The sequence below is a fragment of the Levilactobacillus zymae genome, assembly GCF_032190635.1.
GTDB lineage: Bacteria > Bacillota > Bacilli > Lactobacillales > Lactobacillaceae > Levilactobacillus > Levilactobacillus zymae_A.
The window spans coordinates 120,442-144,103 of the sequence record NZ_JAVLAS010000001.1 but is presented as its reverse complement, the minus strand read 5'-3'; the positions used below and the strand labels follow the sequence as shown (position 1 = coordinate 144,103).

Genomic DNA, 23,662 nt, shown 5'->3' with positions numbered 1-23,662 from the left:
GTCCAGATGCTGGTTTAAGTATAAGCCCTGAGAGGAAACGGCCGCTACTGGTGGCTGGAAATTGGGCAGGGTAATTCACTCAAGGAATCAGAAAAGCTCAGCCACCGCGCTATTAGGGTGAAACTGAGCTTTTTGATTACTGTTGGGCGTAGACCTGGGCAAATTCCTGAGCAAAATCGCTTAGTTTGGTCGGACCCAGGACAGGATGGTGCGCTTGATAGTCGGCGTAGAAGTCGTGGTCGCGCTCGTAGGCGGTGGTCTTAACGTACTGGGTTGCAAATTCAGTAGGCATTCCGGCTTGAATGAGGTTAGCCAGCATGGTGGCGTCACTAATTTGGACGGCTTGAAGGTCCGGCAGCTTGAGCGCGGTGCTTAGCGTGGCGGCCACTTCGGTGAAGCTCCGTTCATCACTGGCAACGTACTGACTGGTGACGCCGGGTTGCGGCGCCGTGAGGGCTTGGGCCACTACGGGAGCGATGTCGGCAGGCGCCACCCAAGAGTTCCGCTGGTCGAGCTGACTATTGGTGTAGATGGCGTGGTGTTGACGGATGCTGGTGAGATGACTGAAGAGGTTGTAAAACATGCCGGTCGGACGAATGAAGGTCAGGTTCACGCCGGGTAACTGGCGAGTCAAGACGCCTTCAATCACGTTGTAAATGTGGAGGGACCCCACCTCGGGCCCGAGGTTAGCCCCGACGCTACTGAGGTTAACCACGCGAGTGACCCCCGCAGCTCGGACGGCATTCGCGTAAACGGTGGCCTGCTGACGACCGGCGGCAAAGAGGTCGTCACCGCCCGTGGCACTGGTAATCATCAAATAAACCGCGTCGGCCCCGGTGAAGGTGCGGGTCAGGAAGGCTTGGTCGGTGATGCTCCCGATAGCGGGGATGGCCCCTAACGCGGTAATGGCCGCTTGGCGTTGCGGGTTGTGACTAATCACGGTGACGGTGTGGTGCGCGGCGATGAGTTGTTGAACGAGGGGGGCGTTGATGTGACCCAAAGAACCGGTTAAAACGATTTTCATGAGTAAGGCTTCCTTTTTATAAAATATAAGTCTATCTTTTAATTGAACTTATTATAAGAGATAGACTTATCTTTTGTCAAAGATTATAATCGATTTAACTAGGACCTGTCTTAAAACTCAATCACCGATTTAACCGACCATTCATTACCCTTTGCCGAAAAGAGCCCAGTTTAGTTATTGTTATAACTCATGTGAGCTGGAGGGACAGTCAGAAATGGGCTCAGGAGGGAAATGGGCTTGTGTTGGCTGGTGTTTCTTGCCAGCTCGAACCTCAGACACAAGTCGGTCTTCAAGACCCGAACTGTGGGCTTGAAGCCGTGCCCACTCACAACCCGTTTCCGCCCGTTGCTGACCGGGTTAGCCCGGAGGCACTGAATATTTTAAATTAGTCTTTTAAGACAGACTCTAAGATTTTATGGAGGAATCAGCGGATGAAGCCTAAAGACGAACAGAAACACCAACGAATTCTTACCGCCGCAATTACGATTTTAGCGCAAGGCGGGCTAGCTAATTTTTCGACCACTAAGGTGGCTAAATTGGCAGGCGTGCCACAATCTAATCTCTATATTTACTTTGCGAATAAACAAGATCTCTTGACGGCGGTGTACCTGACAACGGTTCATCACCAAAGCGTGGCCGTAACAGCGGCGTTCAATCAGCAGATGCCACTGGTCACGCAACTGGCCACCAGCATCACCGCATTGTACCGCTTTGCGACGGCTTTTCCGGCTGAAGCTAGGGTTATTCGCTTACTAACGGCTGATCAGCAGTTCAAGACCGTGGTGGCGACTAAGGCGGCGGATGCGGCCAATCAACAGATTCAAACCTTACTGAAGTTAGGGGTGCAACGGGGACTCTTGCGACCGGATAGCCTTAATCTCATTCGATACTTTCTGACCGATCCGGTATACCATTACGCCGAATTGGCGACTAGTAGTGAAGCGGGATTAACCAATTTGACCCAAATGATTCTGGGGGCGGTCCTGCAACCCCGGGTTTATCAGGATTGGCTGAACCAGTAAGCCCCTTAAGCGCCCTTTTTCCGTAACGAGTTAGTATGCTAAACTAATTAATGAGGAGGGATAACATGCAACGACGAACTTGGGGAGCCGTTTTGGCCGGCCTAATCGGGCTCGGCGTCATCAGTTTTTTTAGCTTTAATCTGGCCTACGGATTGTCCGTTCAAGTGGGTAGCTTTGTGGGATTACTGTTGTGCTTGGGGTATAGCCTGTGGTTCTGTCTCAAGGTCGCCCCGACCTACCCGCAAAAGTGGTGGCAACGCAACCTCCATCCGTTACAGGAACTGGTCCTGGTGGCCATCATCGGGGGGCTCTGGTTAGTCAGTGACAGCCTGAAAACGCCGCTCACGGATCTGTCGTTTAACCTGTGGCATGTAGCCGACTTTATCAGTTGGCTACTGGTGGTCGTCACCGGTAGTTTAGGCGTGACACAGGTTAACTATCGGCGACGACTTAAAGGGCGGCGCGAGGACCAGTAAGCGAACTTAGGGGACGGAGGTAAATCAGATGCTTAAGTATCATTTATTCTGGCGTGAGGTGCTCGACCAGGTGGAACTCCTGTGGGTCGTGACGATTCCCGTGACGTTTGTGCTTAAGGGCGTGATGGATTGGGCGACGCAGGGGCAGTACTTTTGGTGGCACTATATTCAACTGTTCGCGGACGTCACGTTGGGTAGCGCGGTATTTTTTACCCTCACCACGGCGTTGAGCCACTGGTACCGGCACGCGCATCCGAAACAGAAGTAGGGAGAATTTATGGGGAGAAAATTAAAACGTTGGGGCCCGTTGACCACGGGAATTCTGTTGCCGGTAGTCAATAGCGTTCTCCAACAAAACGACGGGCTCGGCTTACGGATCATTCTCACACTAGTGATGCTGGTGGTGAATATCTATGGGGCCTTGGTGATTAGTGATCCGGAGCACCCCCTGGCCGACTATGGCTGGGCGAAGAACCGGAGTAATGCTTTAGAATTTTGTACATATTTAGGGCTGGAAATCGCCGTCTTTTTGGGGCTGATCTTCTGGTTCCCGTTGACTCAGTCCAGCGGGATCATTGGCACTTTAGCGGCGTTTCAATCCTTGTATTCGTTGCTGGTGTTGTTAGAGGCGGGATTCGTTAAAGTGATTCGCGCCCGCTACCCGGATGGGGGCCGACGGCGATGAAAATGACGGAAAAATTAACGTGGGGGTTGGTCGTGGGCGTCGGGGCGGCCCTGTTCTTTAGCTTTGGTGCCAAGGGTGGCGGGACCGCACGCCTGCTCTGGACTGGCTTTGCGTTACTGGTCAACGGCAGTGCCGCCTGGCTCATTGCGCGTCACTGGGACTGGCTGAGAGATACCCGGCAGGAACACCAGAGCGATGCGGACCGGTTAGATGAGTTCTTTTTGACGTACGTCTTGTTCGCCATTCCCGATGTTTTCTTTTTCTGGGCGGCAAGCTCGTGGTTCACTAACTTCTTGTGGCGCGTGCTGTGGGACGGCGCCACGTTGCTCTGTGGTTTGGCCTTGTTAGTGGATATCGCGTTTCTTTACTATCGGCTGGTGCGCCACCAACCACCCCGAAATTAACGTAAAACCGGACCACCCCGCGCAGGGATGGTCCGGTTTTTTTAGGCAGTGTAGCCCAGTTATTTTGCGTTTAAAATCCAGAGGAACAGAACGAAGACCACGGCCAATCCGTACATCATTGCGCCGACTTCCTTGCCACGCTTAGCGGCGATCATGGTCAGCGGGTAGGTGATGAACCCTAATGCAATCCCATCGGAGATGCTGTAGGTCAGTGGCATGCCCAGCACGATCAGAAAAGCGGGGGCGGCCACTTCGAACTTTTCCCAGTGGATGTTCTTTAAGGATTGCGCCATCAGGACCCCGACGATGATCAAGGCGGGGGCGGTGACTTGACTGGTCACGACGGCCAGCAACGGGGAGAAGAAGGCCCCGAAGATGAACAGGATCCCGGTGGTGATGGCGGTAAAGCCGGTCCGACCACCCACGGCGATCCCCGCGGAGGCTTCCACGAAGGCGCCCATTGGTGACGTCCCTAACAGAGAACCCACCACCATGGTACTGGAATCGGCCATCAGGGCTTTCCCGATACGGGGAAGCTTGTTGTTCTTGACCAGGCCGGCTTGTTCGGCCAATCCGACCAGCGTCCCGGTGGTGTCAAAGAAGGTGACCAGTAAGAAGGTCAGGACCACCACCATCAGTTGGAGGGAGTTAATGCTGCCGGCGTGGGTCAGCCCTACCATGAACGTTGAGCTGATGCTGGGTACTCCGGAAATAATTTGCTTGGGCATTGGAATCAAACCGGTGACCAGGCCTAAGATTGAGTTGGCAATCATCCCGATAAAGATGGCGCCGGGAATCCGGGCACTCATCAGAATCAATGTCACCAGCAACCCGAAGATGGTCAACCAGGTACTGCCGACGTGCAGGGAGCCTAACGTGAGGAAGGTCGACTTGTCGGCTTGGACGATACCACCTTCGCTGAGACCGATAAAGGCGATAAACAGCCCAATCCCGGCACTAATGGCCATCTTCAGGTCACGGGGGATGGCGTCAACCACCATTTCCCGTAGCTTGAAGGCCGTTAAGATCATGAATAAGATGGAGGCCACGAACACCCCCGCCAGCGCCGTTTCCCACGGGACCTTCATCCCGATGACCACGGAGTAGGCGAAGAAGGCGTTGATCCCCAGACTCGCGGAGATGGCGATGGGGTAGTTGGCGAGAATGCCCATCAGGAAACACCCGAAGGCGGAGGCGAAGGCCGTCGCGGTAAACACGGCCCCCTGGTTGATCCCGGAAGCCCCTAAGACCTGGGGGTTAACGAACAGAATGTAGGCCATGGAGACGAAGGTGGTTAACCCCGCCAGCATTTCGGTCTTAAAATTCGTTCCGTTTTCCTTAAAGTGAAAATACTCGGCAATTCGTTGCATACTGTGCACTCCTTAAATCAATAGTAGAACCCGAACATTAAATGGAATAGTTCGGGTTTATTCGTTCTCTCTTTACTTAAGTAGTGTATCACACCCATTAAATGATTACAATTACGAATTACGATTTTTATATGAAAACGATTGTTCGGAAAATAATAAAAAGCCGTCCCTGATTTCCGAAACGGAAACTAGGGACGGCTTAAAGTTAAGCGGGCACCACCGGCAGTAAGAAGCTGGGTTAATCGGGATCGGCTAAAGATTTACCACTGGTGGTGTGCTGGAAGGCCGCAAAGGCGGTATCGATGGTCTGATACTCAGCGGAGGTCAACGTCACGTCTAAAGCTTGTGCGTTGGCCACGACTTGTGAGGCGCGCTTGGCCCCGGGGATTACGACGCTAACCAGCGGATTTTGCAGATACCAGGCCAAGACGATTTGGGCCACCGTGGCGTGGTGGGCGGTGGCAATTGGTCGGAGCTGATCGACGGCTGCGAGGGCCTGCGAGTAGCGAGGTTCCTGGAAGTCGCTGATCTGGCTACGAATGTCGTTTGCCGGGAAGCTGACGGTCCGATCGTATTTACCGGTGAGCAGACCGGAAGCTAGGGGGAAGTAAGGGACGAAGCTAATCTGGTGGTCCTTCAGATAGGGCAGCAGATCCGCTTCGTGGTCGCGGTGCAGGAGACTGTATTCGTCTTCAACCACGTCGACGTAACCGTCAGCGTTGGCTTCCTTGACCTGTTCGAGGCTAAAGTTCGAAACCCCGATAGCCCGAATCTTCCCCTGTTCACGGAGGCGTTGTAAGGCCCCCACGGCTCCGGCCTTCGGGGTCCGGTTGTCGGGGAAGTGAATATAGTAGATATCTAAATAGTCGGTGTTGAGTCGTTTGAGACTGGTTTCGACCTGTTGAGTGAGAAATTGCGGGTCATTATTGATGACCTGTTCCCCACTCGAAAAGTCCTGTGCGCCCTTAGTGGCTAGCGCAAAGCTGTGGCGATCAAAATCGTGAATGGCTTGCCCGACTAATTCTTCGGAGTGGCCCATGCCGTAAACGAAGGCCGTATCCAGTAGCCGAATGCCGTGATTTAATCCGGCTTGGACCAGCGCTAAGCCATCTTCGTCCCGTAAATCGGGGAAGAGGTTGTAGCCGCCCACTGCGTTCGTACCTAGTCCCAGTGGGGTGGTTTGAACGTCCGTCTTACCGATTGTTACGTTATCGTGTGTCATCACAAGACCTCCCAATTAATCAATGAAAGCGGATACTTCAACATGCCCCCATTATACCCGAATTCGGGCGGCGAGGGGATTAACATCGCGAAATCTGGCGGACGGTTTTCGTGGTTGGGGGTTTCTGGTACACTGGGAACCAAGATAGGAGCGATCAGGATGACAACTTATTTAATTATCGGGGTTAATTCGATTGGGTTGGCGGTAGCTCGTCAGTTGGTAGCCCAACCGAATACTGTGGTGCGCTACTTACACGGCGTAACTACTCAGCTGCCCCCCGACTTAACCGGCAAGGTGACGGCGCTGACGGGTGACCTGCACAAGGCGGTGACCTATGGCCCTGCGTTGCAGGATCAACCAGTCGTTTTTTCGGCGCTAACGGGAATGGATGTTGACTGGGCCTTTGAAGCGTTGTTTGATACCCAGTACCGGCAACAATTGCCGTTGACCCGCTTCGTGATGCTCAGTACGGCGGGTGTCGATCAAGAGGTGACCGGTGAGTTGACCTATCCGGGCATCACCGATGTCAAAGAGTACTTAAACCAACAACGCTATGCAGCGAAACAAGTTGACGAGGCCGAATTTCCCTATACGATTTTACGTCCCGTTACGTTGACCGATGCACCGGCGACCGCGCCGAAAATTCTGGCCGAGGGCCAACCGGTTCCCGCGGGAAATGTTTCACGTGAAACAGTGGCACGGGTGGCCGCGGATCTGTTATTAAACGGTGGTCACGACTATCAATCGCTGGCAATTTGTTAAGGAAACGAAAAGGGTGCCCCTACTTTGTGAAATTTGCGATATAATTGCGGTTAATTAGCACCATTCTTTGTTAGAATAAGGGGTGCGGGGGTGAAAATAGTGGCCTTAAACATCAATGATCAGCAGTTACAGATTGTTCGGGAGCGAATCGACGAAGCCAATCAAAAATCGCATTTTGTGATTTTTCAATCCGTGGAAAAAGACACGGGGAAGGTTTTGCGTCTGATTACGGACGTTGAGAGCTTTCGAACGATTCAAGAGCAACACCGTAACGATGCGCAAATGGCAATCATTCAAGACATTGTCCCAATTACGGACACGTTAGCACGGTGGGCGGTCGCGGAGAATTTAGCGGCACAGCAACAAGATAATGCGGACGTGCTAGCGGATTTGGAAGATTGCACGAACGACGTTTTAAGAGAAAATCACCAGGCAGAAAACGCACCCGATGATGCAGACAACTAGCAACCGACAAGTTCGGTTGCTTTTTTGATAGAGTGGTCCCGCAGGGCGGTTAGTTCATGAGCATTAACGTCGTGAGGGATAAAATCCCGGGCTTGGATTTTTTCCCTCACGGGGTTAAGCGGAGTGAACTGCCCGATAGGGGCACGTTTCGGCACTGGAGGGATTAGCCTGGGGTTGGCTAATCTCTCTAGTGGGGTTAAGCGGAGCCAGTTGCCCGGTAGGAACACGTTTCGGCACTGGGAAGATGGGCGATAACCGTGGCCCTAGTTGTCATACCCTGCCTAATAGTTACCCTGAATCGTCAGGGGGAACAAGGTTAAGTTCCCTGAATTGTGCTGGGCATTACGCACGTCAGGGAAGCCCCCAAAATTCAAATAGCGTTAACCACCCCGTTTTGAGAAAAACCTGCTAAACTGAGATTAAGAAACGGGGATACTCAGGATTTTGAGGAGGGGATCGCGATGCGATATTCAACACGTTGGGTCACAGGATTAGCTGCGGTGGCGGCCATTGCCGGGTTAACGGGAATGGGGACCACGGTGGGTCACGCGAAGACGGCCACGAACAAGGTGGTCACGTTTGGCCAGTTAACGAACCGCAACACTCACCGATTGGCGGCTATCCGGCAGGCGGCACGTCAAGAGATTTTAACCACCACTCACGCTAAGAGCAGTAAGGTGCCCGCCGTCTACAAGGTCAAGTTGCCACATAACATGGCCAAGAAGGCAACTTTGACGAAGAACGGGATCAAGATGAACCTTTTGCCCAACAGTTTTAAGGTTAAGCACATCACGATTCCGTACAAGCAGTTACAAGGCAAGGTGTTGAACAAGTACTTACCAAAGGCCGACCGGGTCACGCCACTGAAGACGAAAAAAGTCGTGGCGTTAACCTTTGACGATGGACCAGATCCGACCCTGACGCCGCGATTATTAAAGACGTTGAAGGCCAACAAGGTTCACGCGACCTTCTTTGAGGTCGGCCAAAGCGTTCGGCGTTACCCGAAGGTTTCCCGGGCCGTGTTAGCCGGGGGCAACGAATTGGGTAACCATTCTTGGAACCACCCGGACTTTAACACCATTGGGACGGCTAAGACGGTCAGTCAGGTCAACCGTACCAACCAGGCCATTTATCAGGCCACGGGGCAGCTGCCCGAATTCGTCCGGCCACCGTACGGGAACATCACCGCGGCGGAAGGACGGGCAATCGAGCAACCCGTTATTCGGTGGTCCGTCGATTCACGGGACTGGGCTTACCTAAACACGCAAAAGGATATTAATTCGGTGGTGAGCGCCACGCGCAGCGGATCCATTATTCTAATGCACGATATTCATTCACAATCCGTGGCGGCCGTGCCGACGATTATTCATAAATTAAAAGCGAAGGGGTACCACTTCGTGACGGTGGGACAACTCCTCAATCAACAAGCTTTACCGGGACTACAGTACTTTGGTCAACACGATTACCGGACGACCGGTAAGTAATTGACCAACAGATTAGCTTAAAAAAGCAGCTCGCTCAATCGGCGAGCTGCTTTTTGATGTCGAAACGTGTGCCCCAAGGCAGCTAGTTCCGCTTAACCCCGTAAGCCAGCTAACCGCCTTCTGTCCCACTCTGTTAAGCCAAAAACTGTTCGGCTAACTGTTGGTAAACGTGTTGAACGTGGATGAATTGATCGAGATCCACGGACTCGTTTAACGCGTGGGCCACGGACCATTCACCGGCGCCGTAAACCATGACCGGGAACTGATGAGACGACTTAGTGAATTCGGAAGCGTCGGTGGCCCCGTGGATGACCTCTAATTTGATGGGGTGGCCAAATTCGGCGTCGGCAATCTGCTTGGTCAGCTGGATTAGCGGTTCACTTTGATCACTAATGATTGGCTTGAAACTGTAGTCGACGTGCAACTTTAGGGTGGCTTGGGTGGCGGCGTTTAACTTGTCGACGACTTCGTTCAACCGCTTGATGACGGCGGCGTTATCGAATTCCGGGATAGGCCGAATGTTACCCTGAAGCTCGGCATTAGCGGGGATGCTGTTGACCTGTTCGCCCCCGTTAAAGACCGTGACGTTGTGGACCAGTGGGCCAAGTTCGGGACTCACCGGAGCATCGTCAAAGGCCGTGGCCTCGGCTGTAACAAACTTGATCAGGTTGGTAATCGCGTTGATGCCCTTTTCTGGCATGGAGCTGTGGGCGCCCTTACCTTGGCAGAAGACGTGGTAGTTCAACGATCCGTTGTGGGCGTAGACGATGTTCCCGCCGGTAGGTTCACCAATCACCATGCCGTCTAGGTCGTCGGCGAGTCCCTGCTCCGTTAGCATCCGGGACCCCATGGCACCGTTTTCTTCCCCCACGGTCCCGATGAACCGTAGGCGACCGTTGAGCGTGGTTTGTTGGTCGGCCAAGGTGATGAAGGTGATGACCATGGCGGCCAAGCCACTCTTCATGTCCGCCGCCCCCCGACCATAGAGTTGGTTGTGATCGATGTGGGCATCGAATGGGGGAAATTGCCATTGAGCGGGATCACCCGTGGCGACGGTATCCAAGTGGCCGGATAAGGCGAGAACCTTCTCTCCGGTTCCGATTTCGGCAACCAGATTACTCCGGTCGGGAGCGTACGGAATGAGCTTGCTGGTGATGCCGTGGTCGGCAAACAATTGTTGAATATAGGTGGCAACGGCTGCTTCGTTGCCGTTCACGGAATTAAGTCTAACGAGGTGTTGGAGAATCTGAACTTGTTCGTTTTTTTGCATAAAACTAAGCCGGCTTTCTCATCATATTTTAATATTATCTCCAGTTTAGCACGCCTGTGCCGGCCGGTGTGTAAAAAGTTGGAAAAGATTGTCATTTGCCTTTCATTTTAGCGAACATACGTTTGTTATGCTAAAATAGACTCAACTATAGTCAGAATAGGGGAGGCTTCATTCCATGAGTTTACAGTTTGTTTTAGGGAGCGCGGGTCGTGATCACCGCACCCCCATGATCCAGGCCATGGCCCACCACCTGACCGACCAGCCTACGGACCAGTGCTATTACCTAGTTCCCAACCACATTAAGTTTGAGACTGAAGTGGATGTGCTCAGTGCGTTACAGCACTTAATGGCTCCGGACCAGGCCCTCTTTGCCCAGACACAGGTTCAGGTCTTTTCGTTTACCCGCTTAGCCTGGTTCTTCATGAAAAACGAACCGATTTACCAGCTTCCCCGGATCTCACCGGCGGGACTAAACATGCTGATCTATCAGATCATTCAAAGTCACGCTGACGACTTGACCATCTTTCGCGGGGAGGTCACGCGTCCGGGTTTCATCAGCCAACTGACCGCTCAACTGTCAGAACTGCGGGTTGGTCAGGTCACGGCCGGTGATTTGACCGCGGCCATCGACCGGTTAGCGCCGGGTAGTGCGGATTTACAGGCCAAGTTGCACGACTTGGCGGTGATTTACGCGGCCGTCGAGACCCAGATGCAAGGCAAGTACGTGGCCAATACGGATCTCTTGAATCAACTGGCCGACTACCTGACCCAGATTGACCTCAGTCACGCGCACTTTTATCTGGAAGGGTTCTCCCAATTAAGTGCCCAGGAGCGTAACCTGGTGACGGTCCTCATTCAGCAAGCGGGTAGCGTGACCATCGCGTTGAACTTAGACCAGGCCTACCCGCAAGAATTGCCACCGGTAACCGACCTCTTTTTCCAATCGGGGAAGTTATACCACCAGCTCTACGTGAGTGCCCGGGCGAACCACGTGGCCATCCAGGTCGATCAGCGCGCACGTGATGCGCGGGTTTCTGCCGATCTCTTGGCGTTAGACGATTATTGGCAGACCAGCAACACGATTGGGGCCCAACCTCAGCCGGTAGCTAAGGTGCCAACGCAGCTAAGGATCTTCGAAGCGCCGAATCGTTACGGGGAAGTGGCGCACATCGCCAACCAGATCCGGCGAATGGTCGCCAGTGGGCAGTACCGTTACCACGACTTCTTGATTTTGACGCGCCATTTGGACGCTTACCAGACGGTGATCGATCCCATTTTTAGGATGCAAGAAATTCCTTACTTTGACGATGCCGATGTGCAGATGGCCGACCACCCCTTCGTGGAATTAATCAACGCCCTCTTCGATATTCAACGGCGGAATTATCGCTATAGCGACGTCTTTCGGGTGTTGAAAACGGAACTGTTACTACCGCAAACTGCCGACGGACAACCAATGACCTTAGTAGATTACCGGCAGGCCGTGGCGTTGACCGAAAACTTCGTGTTGAAGACCGGGTTTGAGGGCCAAAAGCGCTGGACGCAAGCCGATGACTGGCAATACACCCGGTTTACCCCGGGGGACGATACCGTCCAAACCTCGAAAGATGCGGCCATTACCCGGCAGATTAACGTCATCCGGCACTTCATTGGCCAGACGTTGCCGTCGTTCTTTCAAGCTCTCAAAAAGGCCAAGACCTATACGGACGCGGCCACGATTCTGTATCAGTTTTTGGTAAACCACGGGGTGGCGGACCAGTTGATGGCTTGGCGTGATCAGGCCATTACCAATCAGGACCTCACCCTGGCAGGCCAACCGGAGCAGACCTGGCAGACCTTCTGCCAGATGCTCGACGAATGCCACGCCATTTTAGGTGATTTAGCGTTCAACCAGACGGATTTTCAAGCCTTACTCCAGGCCGGTTTTAGCGGGGCGAAGTTCAGTCAGATCCCGTCTACTTTGGATCAGGTCATGGTGTCCGAAAGCGGGATTGTTCAGGCCAACAATCGCAAGGTGACCTTCTTAATGGGGGCCACGGCGGATACCATGCCGGACAACCAAGTTCCCGCGACCCTCTTAGCCGACACTGACCGCCAAGAATTGAGTGCCCAGTTACAAGTCACCGACCAGGGGGCCTACCTCCGAGACGATGCCGCGACCCAGTTGGCGGGAGAACCGTACCTGAACTACCTGGGCTTCCTAAGTGGCAGCGAACAGCTGATTTTTAGCTATCCGGTGACTAATGATGGGGAAAATGACCTGCAAATTTCACCGTACCTAGCGCGGATTCGTGACCATTTTCAGTTACCCGTCACGCCGGTCAACACGACGCCGGCGATGGATGGTCACGATATTCAAAGCTTCGTGGGGACGCGGCGGACCACGCTACGTCACTTGGTTCAGGTCAGTCACGCCGGTCAACTGGCGAACCAGCCCTTGGCACCCAACTGGTTATTTCTCATGACGGTTTTACGGCAAGACCCCCAGTACGGCGACTTGACCACCAAGTTGTTGGGGAGCCTGAAGTACCGCAACGTCCCGACGCAATTGACGCCCGACATCGTTACCCAGCTCTATGGGACCAAGATCAACACCTCAATTTCTAAGTTAGAGGAATATTACGCTAACCCGTACGCCTACTTCCTAAAATACGGCTTGCGCCTGCAGGAACGGGACGTGTTCGAACTTTCACCGGCCAGCACCGGGGAATTTTTCCACGCCACCTTGGATGACCTGATTAAGATGGTCAAGGCGCAGAAGTTGAATTTGAAGGAACTGGATGCCGACCAACTACGGGAAATGACCGACGAAGCCGTCGCGAAAGTGCTGGACGTCACCCAGAATCCACAGTTTGCGATTTTAGAGAGCTCGGAGCGAATGGGGTATATTCGGACCCAACTCATCAAGACCATGCAACGGATGGCTTGGACGCTGCAACAACAAAGTCAACGCACGCCATTACGGCCCCGCAAAACCGAAGTTCAGTTTGGGATGGGGGACCAGCACGGGTGGGCTCCGCTAACCTTTGATTTGGAAAATCACCGTCAGGTTAGCGTCCGGGGACGGATTGACCGGTTGGACCAACTCGACGTTAACGACAAGACCTACCTGGGAATTGTGGACTATAAGAGTTCCCCCCATCAATTTAGCTTCCAGGAGGCCTACTACGGACAGGCCATGCAGATGTTGACCTACCTGGATGCCGTGAAGCAAAACTTTGCGGCCGAAGTGGGTGTGCCCGCCACGACGGCCAACCTGGCCGGGGCCGTATACCTACACCTACAAGATCCTGTCTTAAAGGCGGCAGCAGTTAAGGATCCCAACAACCCGTTACTCGACCTCTTGAAGGCCGAACGCTACCAGGGCCTGCTGTTAGAAGATCAGGAATTTCTGGAGAACGTCGAAGAACTCTTCAAGACGAAAAACGATTTTTCGCAGTTGTTTCAGGGGTTACGCAAGACCGCCAAGGGGTTCACGTCGCGGAGTAAGCTGCTAGTCACGCCGAGTGAGCTGGATAACCTGTTGGCACACACGGAGTATCTGATTCAGCAGGCCGCGACGCAAATCTTTGCGGGTAAAATCGCGTTAAGCCCGGTGCGGGAGCAAAACCGCACGGCCCTCCAGTACTCACCGTACAAGGCCATCATGCAGTTCGATCCGTTACTCGAAGAAAATAGTTATCACGATTTACAGCCGTTGAGCCGTGACGAGGTCATGAAGTTGATTCAGGCCGAAATCGCCAAGCGGCAGGCTGCTAAGGGGGAAGACCATGAGTAATCAATTTAAATTTACACCGAGTCAGGATCAGGCCATCCATCAGACGGGAACCGATCTCTTGGTCTCCGCTTCGGCTGGTTCCGGGAAGACCCGGGTGTTGGTCCAACGGGTGATTGAGCGGCTTAAGGGCGGGACTGGCATCGATCACATCCTGATCGTGACCTTCACCAAAGCGGCGGCCGCCGAAATGCGCGACCGGATCCAAACGGCCCTCCGACAAGAGTTAGCGGCCACCCAGGGGGATAGTCAACGCCAGCAATTTTACCTGAAGCAATTGAACCTTTTACCCGTCGCCGATATCAGCACGTTGGATGCCTTTTGTTTACGAGTGCTACAACGCTACTACTACGTCATCGATTACGACCCGGTCTTTCGGCTACTGGCCGATAATACCGAAAGTAGTCTGCTCCGAGACGAGGTCTGGATGGATCTACGTGAACAACTTTACGCTGATGATTCGGACGGTCAATTTGCCCGGTTGACCGAAAATTTCTCTAGCGATCGAAACGACGATGGCCTCACGGATTTGGTCCAACGCGTCTACACTTTTGCCGACGCGGCACCGGACCCGCAAGCCTGGTTGGCGGCACTGCCGCAGGCCTACCAGTTGGAGACCGATCAGCTTACCCAGAGTCGCTTCTACCGTACGCGGCTCCAACCATTATTGGCCGACCAATTCAAGCAGATTCGCGCTGATCTGCTGAGTGCCCAGGAGATGGCCGAAAACGTGGGGTTAGTGAAGCCTGCCAATCATCTGGCTGACCTGGGTACGGCCTGGGACCAGTTGATTAGCGAGCTTGCCACTAGCGATTGGAACACGTTGCGTGAGCGCGTGCAAGGCTTTAAATGGGGGCGGATGCCGGCGGTTGCTAAGACCGACGAGAATCGGCCGGTGCTCGACGAGTTGAAGAAAACCTATTACGACCCGGCACACAAACAATGGAAGACCCTGCTGGACACTTATTTTCTCCAAAACGAAACCGATGTGCGGGCCACCATGCAGGCGTCGGCCGACCTGGTGACCGAATTGGCGCGAGTCGTCACGGCTTACCGCGAGGCCTACCTGCAAGAGAAGTTTCGGCGCCACGTGCTGGACTTTGCGGACGTGGAACACGCGGCCTTAGAGATTTTGAGTCAAGCAACGCCGGATTCTCAGCACGTCCGTGAGCAAATGCGTGACCAGTACGCCGAAATCATGGTCGACGAATACCAGGACACTAACAGCTTGCAGGAAGCGATTCTCTCCGCCATCGCGCAACCCGCGCCAACGGGGAACCGGTTTATGGTGGGGGATGTTAAGCAATCGATTTACCGCTTCCGGCAGGCTGATCCGACGTTGTTTATGGCCAAAGCCGACCGGTACGCAACCGATGCAGCGGCGGGGCAAACCATCACGTTAGCCGAAAATTTCCGGTCCATGGCCAACGTTGACGACTTTACTAATCTGATTTTTAAACAATTGATGAACCGTGAACTGGGGGAGGTGGCCTACACGGGTGACGCCTTACTGCGGTTCGGGGCCACCTACTATCCCGACGATGTGCAGAGTACGGCCAATCTGTTAGTCTATCTCAGTGATGAACCCACTACCGAGACCACCGCTGAGGCCATGGACGAAACTTTTCAGGTCGACGATAAGCACCAGGGAGAGGTGCTCTTGGCCGGGAAGCAGATCCAGGAACTCATCGCGGCAAAGACGCCCATCTATGACCGCGATGCCAAGCAGACGCGTCCCATCGAATACCGCGACATCACCCTGTTAACGCCAACCCGGTCGAATAACCTGATCATTACGGACGAGTTGCGACGGTTAAACATCCCCGTGGTGGTCAACGACGCCCAGAACTACTTCAAGACCACCGAAATCCAAATCATGATGGCCCTACTGCGCATTATCGATAATCCGTATCAGGACATTCCGTTGGTGGCCGTTTTACGCTCACCCATCGTGGGGCTGAACGAAAATGAGTTAGCTTTGCTACGAATCAATCAGCGAACGGGGGACTACTACCAGGCCCTGTTGCACTTCCAGCAAACCTATAATGATCACCAGAGTAGTGAGATGCAGGCGACGGTGTACCGCAAGATCGCGCATTTCTTGACCCAGCTGCGCCAATTTCGCGACATCGCCCAGCAGAACCAGTTGGTCACGTTAATTTGGCGGATTTATCAAGAAACGGGATTTCTGGACTACGTCGGGGGGATGCCGGCCGGCGCACAGCGGCAGGCCAACCTGCACGCCTTGTACGAGCGCGCCCAGACTTACGAACGTAGTAGTTTTAAGGGACTCTTCCAGTTTGTGCGGTTCGTGGAACGTTTGCAGGAACGCGATGACGACTTGGCTAGTGCCAACGTGCAAACGGCCACGAACGCGGTGTCCGTGATGACCATCCACGGTAGCAAGGGCTTGGAGTTTCCGGTGGTCTTCTTGATGGACGCCTCACGGCAGTTTAACCGCCAGGACCAACAGGGAAATTACGTGTTAAGCGGCAAGGACGGCATCGGCATCGACTACCTGAATACCCGGACGCGGGTTAAAACGCCGAGTTTACAGAAGCTGCTGACGGCGCAGGCGATCAGTCGCGCGAGTCTGGCCGAAGAAATGCGGAAACTTTACGTGGCGTTGACCCGTGCGGAGTCCCGGATCTATATCGTCGGGTCGGCTAAGAGTCGTGAGCAGGCGTTGACGACTTGGAGCCAGGCCTTTCAATCGACGGACCTGGTGCTCCCCGCCACGATGCGGGAAAAGTCCACGGTGGCCAACTACCTCGACTGGGTGGGGATGTGCCTGATTCGAACGCCCCAAGCTCAAGTTCAGGAGTGGCAAACCGAACACGCCGCCATCAGCCCACTAGCGGGAGATCCGACCCATTTTGGGGTGACCTTTGCCACGGCGGCCGATCTGGCGCCCAGTAAGCCGGTGGCCCCGACACAGATGGACTGGTTGGATCAGGCTCAAGCGGCCGCTGACCAGGTGACGGCGCCGCAGGTGAATGGCGCGGCGCTAAAGCAGCTCATGGACTTTAAGTATCCCCACCAGGCGGCGACCGTGACCACGGCCTACCAGTCGGTCTCCGAAGCCAAACGGCTCTTTGAAGAGCCCGATACGGCGTTGATGGCGGAAAGCCAGAATACGACGACTGGCCAAGCGGGGCGCCGTTACGTGGGCCACAACTTTGCCCGGCCCGAATTTTTGCAAACCGTTCGCGCCCCACTGCCCACCGAGATTGGGACGGCGACCCACCTGGTTTTACAGCAACTGGACGTGACGGTACTGCCGACGGTAGAGCGAATTCAAGCCCTGATCGATCGTTTAGTGGCGGGGAAGGTTTTGACACCGCAGGTTGCCCAACGAGTCGATCCGCAAGCCATCTTACGGTTCTACGCCACACCGGTGGGGCAAGCCATTTTGGCCCACCCCGAGCAACTTCACCGGGAGGTCCCGTTCTCCCTGTTGATGCCGGCCAAAAGTCTATTTCGTGATTTTCAGGAACGGGCATCGCAGGTCCTAGTTCACGGGATCATTGACGGGTATTTGACGACACCCACGGGGTTAATCTTGTTTGATTACAAGACCGACCACGTGAACCGGCAGGACCCGGCCGCTAGTGTGGCCAAGCTGGTCGACCGTTACGGTGGGCAGGTTAACCTGTACGCCACGGCCCTGCACCAGATGACCGGTCAGCCGGTGCTGCACCAATACCTCTACCTGTTGGGCATCGGTGAACTGGTAGAGGTGCCGCAACAAACGATTCAAGCCGATTAGTGCGCTAAAGGGCGAACTAGTGAGTCGTAACGTTAAAGTGACCCTGATCTCGGCATTGGAGATCAGGGTCACTTTTGGATTGGTATTAACTGACGGGGCCTGTTACAAAAAAATTTAATGAAGGCGCACCAATCCCGGCTGTCGCTAGCGATTAGACTTTCAGAGTGAGAAAATCGTCAGTTTTCTTGTGGTAAGATTTTGTATGATGAATGGGTGCAAGCTTTACGTTAATGGGGGAGTCAGTCAGAGTTTTCCCCGTAATCAACTGGAGGTTAAGGACATGTCAACACTTGAGATTAAAGATCTACACGTCGCGGTTGCCGATGAAGAAAGTCAGCAATCCCGAGAGATTTTAACGGGAGTCAACTTCACCATGACCACCGGTGAGGTGCACGCCATCATGGGGCCTAACGGAACGGGAAAATCAACCTTGTCGCAGACCATCATGGGACATCCCGCGTATCACGTGACCGGTGGTGACATTCGCTTAGATGGCACGAGCATTTTAGACCTGCCAGTCGATGAACGGGCACGCCGCGGCTTATTTCTGGCCATGCAGTATCCCGCCGAGATTCAGGGCGTTACCAACGCCGAATTTTTACGAGCGGCCATCAATGCCCGGCGCGCGGAGGACGATCAGATTTCGGTCATGGCCTTCCTTAAGGAACTGGACCGTAATTTGGCGCTCCTGGACATGGACGAAGCCATGACGGAACGGTATTTGAACGAGGGCTTTTCGGGTGGGGAGAAGAAACGTAACGAAATTCTTCAACTCCTAATGATCAAGCCCCGGTTTGCTCTACTTGACGAGATCGACTCCGGGCTCGACATCGATGCCTTGAAGGTGGTCTCTAAGGGCGTGAACTCGCTGCGGGGCGCAAACTTCGGGGCCTTAATCATTACCCACTACCAGCGCTTGTTGAACTACATCGTTCCCGATGTGGTGCACGTCATGATGGGCGGTAAGATCGTCAAGACCGGTAACGCCGATTTGGCCCAGACCTTGGAACGGGAAGGGTACGCTGGCTTACGCGACGAGTTAGGGCTGGATGTGCCCCTGGTGGACGAGGATTAGGAGGGGTGTAAATGACGACCATTGATCAACCGGCAACGTTACGTGCCTTGGCAGCCGCTCACCGTGAGCCCACCTGGCTGGTGGCCCAGCGCACGGCGGCCCTATCCCAGCTTAATCGCTTAGGGAACCCGCAATTTCACCGGTTTACCTATTCTAGCGAGAAGTTACTAGATCAGCGCTTGATTTGGCGGGCCGCCGATCCGACCTTAGCCGCCGGAATCGCCCCGGCGACCGACCACGGCCAGCTTATCCAGGTGGGTCAAACGACGGTTGCCGTGAATTTGCCCCCGGCCTTACAAGCCCAAGGGGTCATTCTGACCGACCTGTTTACGGCCGTGACCCAGTATCCGGAACTCACCCAACCCTACCTAAACCAAATCATCCCCGCCACCGAGGATCGCTTGGCGGCTTACCACGTGGCTTATCTGAACAGCGGTATCTTCCTTTACGTGCCGCAAAATGTGGTGATCACGCAGCCCATCGAGGCGCACCTCGTCCAGGACAGCACTCAGGACGGTCCGCAGGTTTCCCACGTGTTGATTGTGGCGGATCAAGGTAGCCAATTTGCCTTCACCCAGCACCTCACGACACAGGGAACCCGGATGAACCGGGCGAACCACGTGGTGGAGATTGTGGCGAACGATAATAGTCGGATCAAGTTCGCGGCCGTTGATGAACTCGGTCGCGACACGTTGACCTACTTTAACCGGCGGGCGGTGGTCAAACGGCACGCCGAAGTCGATTGGGCGGTCGGTCTGATGAATCGCGGCGATACCCTGGGCCAAGTCGCGACCGACCTGGTCGGCGAAGGGGCGCAGACCGAGACCAAGGTCGTGGCGATTACCAGTCAGGCCCAGCGGGAAGGCATTAACACCCGCATCACCAATCGCGGCAAGCACACCGTGGGACACATCTTGCAACGGGGAGTGCTGCTGGGGACCTCCGAATTGGTCTTCAACGGGATTGGGGACATCATCCACGGTGCTGCCGGTGCTAACGCCGAACAGGAAAATCGGCTCTTGATGATGACGCCCGGAACCCACGGGGATGCCAACCCCATTCTCCTGATTGATGAAAACGACGTGGTTGCCGGTCATGCGGCCAGTGTGGGGCAAGTCGATCAGCAACAACTCTATTACCTGATGAGTCGGGGGATTGACCGTAAGACGGCCGAGCGCCTGGTGATTCGCGGCTTTTTAAGTGCGGTCTTGCGGGCAATTCCGGCGAAAAACGTCCAGCAACAATTAATTCAAACGATTGAAAGGACCCTGCAGAATGGTTAGCAATGGGATTGAGGTTACCCAAGATTTCGCGATTTTAACCCAACGCGTCAACGATGAACCGTTAACTTATCTGGATAACGCGGCTACGACGCAAAAGCCCCGCCAGGTGATTGCCGCGCTAACTCGGTTCTACCAACACGATAACGCCAACGTGCACCGGGGAATCCATACTTTGGCAGCACGGGCCACGGCGCAGTACGAAGCTGCCCGGGGGAAGGTCCAGCACTTCATCCACGCCGCCGAACCCGCCGAGGTGATCTTTACTAAGGGCACTACGGACGGGTTGAACCTGGTTGCTAGCACCTACGGGGAGGCCCACGTCCAGGCCGGTGACGAAATTGTGATCTCCATCATGGAACACCACAGCAATCTGATCCCCTGGCAACAGCTGGCGCTAAGGAAGCACGCCACGTTGAAGTACATCGGACTGACCGCCGAGGGGGAACTCGACTTGGCCGATGCCGCACAAAAAATCACCGATAAGACCAAAATCGTGGCGCTGACTCACGCCAGCAACGTCTTGGGCACCGTCACGCCGCTCAAACGGTTGGCCCGGTTGGCTCACCACCACGGTGCCGTAATCGTGGGGGATGGTGCCCAGGCCGCGCCCCACCTGAAGGTCGACGTGCAGGACTTGGACGTCGACTTCTACGCCTTCTCCGGGCACAAGATGCTGGGTCCGACCGGTATCGGGGTCCTGTACGGCAAACGGGCCTTGCTTGACGCGACCGAGCCGTACCAGTACGGTGGGGAAATGATTGACTTGGTGACCCGCGACGCGAGTACCTGGACGGCGTTACCCTGGAAGTTTGAGGCTGGCACGCCCAATATCGCCGGGGCAATTGGCTTAGGCGCCGCCGTCGATTACCTGGAAGCCATCGGGATGGACCGGGTGGCCGCTCACGAACATCACTTAGTCGCCGAGCTCTTACCGAAGCTACTCGACCTGGATGACCTCGACGTTTACGGGCCTCACGATCCGACCAAACACACCGGCGTGTTTGCCTTTAATATCAAGGGCCTCCACCCGCACGACGTCGCCACCGCCCTAGACATGGACGGGGTGGCCGTCCGGGCGGGCCACCACTGTGCTCAACCATTAATGCAGGAATTACACCAGGTTGCCACGGTGCGGGCGAGTTTCTACCTCTACAACACCTCAGCCGACATCAACCGGTTGTTGAACGCTATTCAAGAAGTAAAGGAGTTCTTTAGTCATGGGTCTGTCGAAGCTAAATAGGTTATACCGCGCAGTAATCCTGGATCATGCGGCGCACCCGCACCATCAACACGCCCTTGCGGCGGCCACCAATACCATCACGCTGAAGAACCCGACTTGCGGGGATGTGATCAAGCTGGACGTTAAGCTGGACGCCACCGACCACATTGAAGACATCGGCTTTACCGGGGATGGCTGCACCATCAGTCAGTCGTCGGCCAGCATGATGACCGATGCCGTCATGGGTAAGAGTAAGGAAGCGGCGCTGCACATGGCCAAGACCTTCTCCGACATGGTCATGGGTCAGGAGCATCCGCAGGCCGATCTGGATCAACTACAAGATGCCGCTATCCTGTCGAGTGTCATGCAGTTTCCGGCCCGGATCAAGTGTGCCACCCTTGCTTGGTGGGCCTTACAACGGGCGTTACTGCGAGCAGATCAAGTCACGAAGGAGGATTAAACCATGCCAGAAGTCCCCGAGGTAATCCAAAACGATCACGATTACGAATACGGGTTCCACGACGACGTCACCCCGGCCTATTCCACGGGCCGAGGGTTGACCGAAGAGACGGTTCGCCAGATTTCCGCCGCCAAGCACGAACCCCAGTGGATGCTGGATTACCGGTTGCACGCCTACGAAATTTATAAGAAATTACCGCTGCCTAAGTACGGTCCGGACCTGTCGAAGCTGGACTTAAAGGACATGTTGTACTACCAGAAGATGACCGATAAGAAGTTCCGGGATTGGAACGACGTGCCGGATGATCTGAAGAAGACCTTCGATCGGCTAGGGGTGCCCGAAGCCGAACGGAAGTATCTGGCCGGGTCGTCGGCGCAGTACGAATCCGAAGTGGTCTACCACAACATGCGTGATGATTTTGCTAAACTGGGGATCATCTTCACCGATACTGACACCGCGTTGCACGACTATCCGGAACTGTTCAAGAAGTGGTTCGGCAAGCTAGTCCAACCAACGGATAACAAGTTTGCGGCGCTAAACGCGGCCGTATGGTCCGGCGGGTCGTTTATCTACGTGCCCAAGGGCGTGCAAACCCAGACGCCGATTCAATCGTATTTCCGGTTAAACGCCGAAAATTCCGGCCAGTTCGAGCGGACCCTGATCATCGTCGATGAGGGGGCGCGGGTAGACTACGTCGAAGGCTGTACCGCCCCGAATTACTCGTCCGACAGCCTGCACGCCGCGGTGGTCGAAGTCAACGTCCAAAAGGATGCGTACTGCCGCTATACCACCATCCAGAACTGGTCGGACAACGTCTACAGCTTAGAAACCAAGCGGGCCGCTGCCGGTCAAAACGCCACCATGGAATGGGTCGACGGGAACCTCGGCTCCAAGGTCACCATGAAGTATCCCAGCGTTTATCTGAACGGTGAGGGCGCGCGGGGGACCATGTTGTCCATTGCCGTGGCCAGTAACGGGATTCACCAGGATTCCGGGGCGCGGATGATCCACAACGCCAAGAATACCTCGAGTTCCATCGTGTCCAAGTCGATTTCTAGGACCGGGGGCTCGACCGATTATCGGGGGACCGTCCGGTTTGGCGAACATGCCGATGGCTCTAAGGCCCACGTGGAATGTGACACCATCATCATGGACGACCAGTCCTCGTCGGATACGATTCCATACAATGAAATTTATAATGCGAACGTCTCGATGGAACACGAAGCCAAGGTCTCGAAGATTTCCGCAGAACAGCTCTATTACCTGATGAGCCGGGGAATTTCGGAAGCCAAGGCCACGGAAATGATCATCATGGGCTTCGTCGAACCGTTCACCAAGCAACTGCCGATGGAATATGCGGTGGAATTGAACCGGTTGATTAGCTTTGAAATGGAAGGGTCGATTGGTTAGCGATTGAGGCCATAGTGTGAATTCCCGGGGATGCGCGTTTCGACTGGTCGTGGTAGCGTCTGGGAATCAACATGGCGTCGTCGCGGGATTGTTAGTATAATGGATTCAATGACCACAGCACGGTTTCTGACCGGACATGAGGGGGTAACGAGATGGCACAACCAGAGATTCAAACCAATTCGGCGGTGGCAGACACCGTGGTTCAGCAACTCGAAACCGTGATTGATCCCGAATTAGGGGTGGATATTGTGAATTTGGGGCTAATTTATGGCGTTGCCGTGAACGCAGCGGGGCATTGTCTGCTAACCATGACGTTGACCACGATGGGGTGTCCCATCGGAAATCTACTGGCCGAACGCATTCGGCAGGCCGTGACCCAGGTGGCAACGGTCCAGACGTGTGACATTAATTTGGTGTGGGAACCGGCCTGGACCACCGAGCGAATGAGTCGGTATGCCAGAGTCGCGTTGGGCCTACACGGATAATGGGG

General features: G+C 54.6%; 20 protein-coding genes. 16 read left to right on the top strand and 4 right to left on the bottom strand.

Annotation, left to right across the window (positions count from 1 at the left end; all coding sequences use genetic code 11):
* Positions 1 to 136: 136 nt before the first annotated feature.
* Positions 137 to 1,024, bottom strand: a complete 888-nt coding sequence (locus RI501_RS00525) for an NAD(P)H-binding protein (RefSeq protein ID WP_313819855.1) — start codon at positions 1,022 to 1,024, stop codon at positions 137 to 139.
* A 431-nt stretch (positions 1,025 to 1,455) separates the two neighbouring features.
* Between RI501_RS00525 and RI501_RS00520 the strand changes: the two genes are divergently transcribed.
* The 5 genes from RI501_RS00520 (at position 1,456) to RI501_RS00500 (ending at position 3,611) form a co-directional block, all read left to right on the top strand.
* Complete coding sequence (locus tag RI501_RS00520; RefSeq protein ID WP_313819854.1) at positions 1,456 to 2,046, top strand: TetR/AcrR family transcriptional regulator; 591 nt, start codon at positions 1,456 to 1,458, stop codon at positions 2,044 to 2,046.
* 65 nt (positions 2,047 to 2,111) lie between these two features.
* Positions 2,112 to 2,522 (top strand): hypothetical protein, encoded by a 411-nt coding sequence (locus RI501_RS00515; RefSeq protein ID WP_313819853.1) that lies wholly within the window; start codon positions 2,112 to 2,114, stop codon positions 2,520 to 2,522.
* Positions 2,523 to 2,550: 28 nt separating this feature from the next.
* Positions 2,551 to 2,790 (top strand): hypothetical protein, encoded by a 240-nt coding sequence (locus RI501_RS00510; protein ID WP_313819852.1) that lies wholly within the window; start codon positions 2,551 to 2,553, stop codon positions 2,788 to 2,790.
* A gap of 9 nt (positions 2,791 to 2,799) precedes the next feature.
* The gene (locus RI501_RS00505; protein WP_313819851.1) at positions 2,800 to 3,207 is read left to right on the top strand and encodes a hypothetical protein; all 408 of its coding nucleotides are present in this window, start codon (positions 2,800 to 2,802) and stop codon (positions 3,205 to 3,207) included.
* Positions 3,204 to 3,611 carry a hypothetical protein gene (locus tag RI501_RS00500; protein WP_313819850.1) on the top strand — a complete coding sequence of 136 codons (408 nt, stop codon included), beginning with the start codon at positions 3,204 to 3,206 and terminating at the stop codon, positions 3,609 to 3,611. Before RI501_RS00505 ends, RI501_RS00500 begins: the two co-directional genes overlap by 4 nt.
* A gap of 59 nt (positions 3,612 to 3,670) precedes the next feature.
* Here RI501_RS00500 and RI501_RS00495 read toward each other — a convergent pair whose 3' ends face one another.
* Together RI501_RS00495 and RI501_RS00490 are read right to left on the bottom strand one after the other, a co-directional pair.
* Positions 3,671 to 4,981: an NCS2 family permease gene (locus RI501_RS00495; protein ID WP_313819849.1), complete on the bottom strand. Its 1,311-nt coding sequence runs from the start codon at positions 4,979 to 4,981 to the stop codon at positions 3,671 to 3,673.
* A gap of 238 nt (positions 4,982 to 5,219) precedes the next feature.
* Positions 5,220 to 6,203 carry an aldo/keto reductase gene (locus RI501_RS00490; RefSeq protein ID WP_313819848.1) on the bottom strand — a complete coding sequence of 328 codons (984 nt, stop codon included), beginning with the start codon at positions 6,201 to 6,203 and terminating at the stop codon, positions 5,220 to 5,222.
* Between the two features lie 159 nt (positions 6,204 to 6,362).
* Between RI501_RS00490 and RI501_RS00485 the strand changes: the two genes are divergently transcribed.
* The 3 genes from RI501_RS00485 to RI501_RS00475 all read left to right on the top strand — a co-directional run bounded on the left by RI501_RS00485 (position 6,363) and on the right by RI501_RS00475 (position 8,914).
* Entirely contained in the window at positions 6,363 to 6,965 is a 603-nt protein-coding gene (locus RI501_RS00485; RefSeq protein WP_313819847.1) for an NAD(P)-binding oxidoreductase, read from the top strand.
* Between the two features lie 99 nt (positions 6,966 to 7,064).
* Positions 7,065 to 7,430 (top strand): hypothetical protein, encoded by a 366-nt coding sequence (locus tag RI501_RS00480; RefSeq protein WP_313819846.1) that lies wholly within the window; start codon positions 7,065 to 7,067, stop codon positions 7,428 to 7,430.
* Between the two features lie 461 nt (positions 7,431 to 7,891).
* The gene (locus tag RI501_RS00475) at positions 7,892 to 8,914 is read left to right on the top strand and encodes a polysaccharide deacetylase family protein (protein WP_313819845.1); all 1,023 of its coding nucleotides are present in this window, start codon (positions 7,892 to 7,894) and stop codon (positions 8,912 to 8,914) included.
* Between the two features lie 133 nt (positions 8,915 to 9,047).
* Here RI501_RS00475 and RI501_RS00470 read toward each other — a convergent pair whose 3' ends face one another.
* Positions 9,048 to 10,184 (bottom strand): ArgE/DapE family deacylase, encoded by a 1,137-nt coding sequence (locus RI501_RS00470; protein WP_313819844.1) that lies wholly within the window; start codon positions 10,182 to 10,184, stop codon positions 9,048 to 9,050.
* Positions 10,185 to 10,359: 175 nt separating this feature from the next.
* Between RI501_RS00470 and RI501_RS00465 the strand changes: the two genes are divergently transcribed.
* From RI501_RS00465 to RI501_RS00430, 8 genes are all read left to right on the top strand, one after another.
* Positions 10,360 to 13,959 (top strand): PD-(D/E)XK nuclease family protein, encoded by a 3,600-nt coding sequence (locus RI501_RS00465; protein ID WP_313819843.1) that lies wholly within the window; start codon positions 10,360 to 10,362, stop codon positions 13,957 to 13,959.
* A complete protein-coding gene (gene addA / locus RI501_RS00460) occupies positions 13,952 to 17,725 on the top strand; it encodes a helicase-exonuclease AddAB subunit AddA (protein ID WP_313819842.1) in 3,774 nt (1,257 codons plus the stop codon). The genes RI501_RS00465 and addA overlap by 8 nt, the downstream gene beginning before the upstream one ends.
* 280 nt (positions 17,726 to 18,005) lie before the next feature.
* Entirely contained in the window at positions 18,006 to 18,800 is a 795-nt protein-coding gene (gene sufC / locus RI501_RS00455) for a Fe-S cluster assembly ATPase SufC (protein ID WP_313819841.1), read from the top strand.
* Between the two features lie 11 nt (positions 18,801 to 18,811).
* Positions 18,812 to 20,083: a Fe-S cluster assembly protein SufD gene (sufD, locus tag RI501_RS00450; protein WP_313819840.1), complete on the top strand. Its 1,272-nt coding sequence runs from the start codon at positions 18,812 to 18,814 to the stop codon at positions 20,081 to 20,083.
* Positions 20,076 to 21,323 (top strand): aminotransferase class V-fold PLP-dependent enzyme, encoded by a 1,248-nt coding sequence (locus RI501_RS00445; RefSeq protein ID WP_313819839.1) that lies wholly within the window; start codon positions 20,076 to 20,078, stop codon positions 21,321 to 21,323. The genes sufD and RI501_RS00445 overlap by 8 nt, the downstream gene beginning before the upstream one ends.
* Positions 21,301 to 21,762, top strand: a complete 462-nt coding sequence (gene sufU / locus RI501_RS00440) for a Fe-S cluster assembly sulfur transfer protein SufU (protein ID WP_313819838.1) — start codon at positions 21,301 to 21,303, stop codon at positions 21,760 to 21,762. Before RI501_RS00445 ends, sufU begins: the two co-directional genes overlap by 23 nt.
* Positions 21,763 to 21,765: 3 nt before the next feature.
* Complete coding sequence (gene sufB, locus RI501_RS00435) at positions 21,766 to 23,172, top strand: Fe-S cluster assembly protein SufB (protein ID WP_313819837.1); 1,407 nt, start codon at positions 21,766 to 21,768, stop codon at positions 23,170 to 23,172.
* A 152-nt stretch (positions 23,173 to 23,324) separates the two neighbouring features.
* The gene (locus tag RI501_RS00430; protein ID WP_313819836.1) at positions 23,325 to 23,657 is read left to right on the top strand and encodes a metal-sulfur cluster assembly factor; all 333 of its coding nucleotides are present in this window, start codon (positions 23,325 to 23,327) and stop codon (positions 23,655 to 23,657) included.
* Positions 23,658 to 23,662 lie beyond the last annotated feature (5 nt).

Bases quoted from the DNA above. Each gene is read 5' to 3' on its own strand.
- sufU (WP_313819838.1), top strand. From the start codon at position 21,301: ATGGGTCTGTCGAAGCTAAATAGGTTATACCGCGCAGTAATCCTGGAT.
- addA (WP_313819842.1), top strand. From the start codon at position 13,952: ATGAGTAATCAATTTAAATTTACACCGAGTCAGGATCAGGCCATCCAT.
- RI501_RS00475 (WP_313819845.1), top strand. From the start codon at position 7,892: ATGCGATATTCAACACGTTGGGTCACAGGATTAGCTGCGGTGGCGGCC.
- RI501_RS00445 (WP_313819839.1), top strand. From the start codon at position 20,076: ATGGTTAGCAATGGGATTGAGGTTACCCAAGATTTCGCGATTTTAACC.
- RI501_RS00520 (WP_313819854.1), top strand. From the start codon at position 1,456: ATGAAGCCTAAAGACGAACAGAAACACCAACGAATTCTTACCGCCGCA.
- RI501_RS00505 (WP_313819851.1), top strand. From the start codon at position 2,800: ATGGGGAGAAAATTAAAACGTTGGGGCCCGTTGACCACGGGAATTCTG.
- RI501_RS00515 (WP_313819853.1), top strand. From the start codon at position 2,112: ATGCAACGACGAACTTGGGGAGCCGTTTTGGCCGGCCTAATCGGGCTC.
- sufD (WP_313819840.1), top strand. From the start codon at position 18,812: ATGACGACCATTGATCAACCGGCAACGTTACGTGCCTTGGCAGCCGCT.
- RI501_RS00470 (WP_313819844.1), bottom strand. From the start codon at position 10,184: ATGCAAAAAAACGAACAAGTTCAGATTCTCCAACACCTCGTTAGACTT.
- RI501_RS00430 (WP_313819836.1), top strand. From the start codon at position 23,325: ATGGCACAACCAGAGATTCAAACCAATTCGGCGGTGGCAGACACCGTG.
- sufC (WP_313819841.1), top strand. From the start codon at position 18,006: ATGTCAACACTTGAGATTAAAGATCTACACGTCGCGGTTGCCGATGAA.
- RI501_RS00500 (WP_313819850.1), top strand. From the start codon at position 3,204: ATGAAAATGACGGAAAAATTAACGTGGGGGTTGGTCGTGGGCGTCGGG.
- sufB (WP_313819837.1), top strand. From the start codon at position 21,766: ATGCCAGAAGTCCCCGAGGTAATCCAAAACGATCACGATTACGAATAC.
- RI501_RS00465 (WP_313819843.1), top strand. From the start codon at position 10,360: ATGAGTTTACAGTTTGTTTTAGGGAGCGCGGGTCGTGATCACCGCACC.
- RI501_RS00525 (WP_313819855.1), bottom strand. From the start codon at position 1,024: ATGAAAATCGTTTTAACCGGTTCTTTGGGTCACATCAACGCCCCCCTC.
- RI501_RS00490 (WP_313819848.1), bottom strand. From the start codon at position 6,203: ATGACACACGATAACGTAACAATCGGTAAGACGGACGTTCAAACCACC.
- RI501_RS00510 (WP_313819852.1), top strand. From the start codon at position 2,551: ATGCTTAAGTATCATTTATTCTGGCGTGAGGTGCTCGACCAGGTGGAA.
- RI501_RS00485 (WP_313819847.1), top strand. From the start codon at position 6,363: ATGACAACTTATTTAATTATCGGGGTTAATTCGATTGGGTTGGCGGTA.
- RI501_RS00495 (WP_313819849.1), bottom strand. From the start codon at position 4,981: ATGCAACGAATTGCCGAGTATTTTCACTTTAAGGAAAACGGAACGAAT.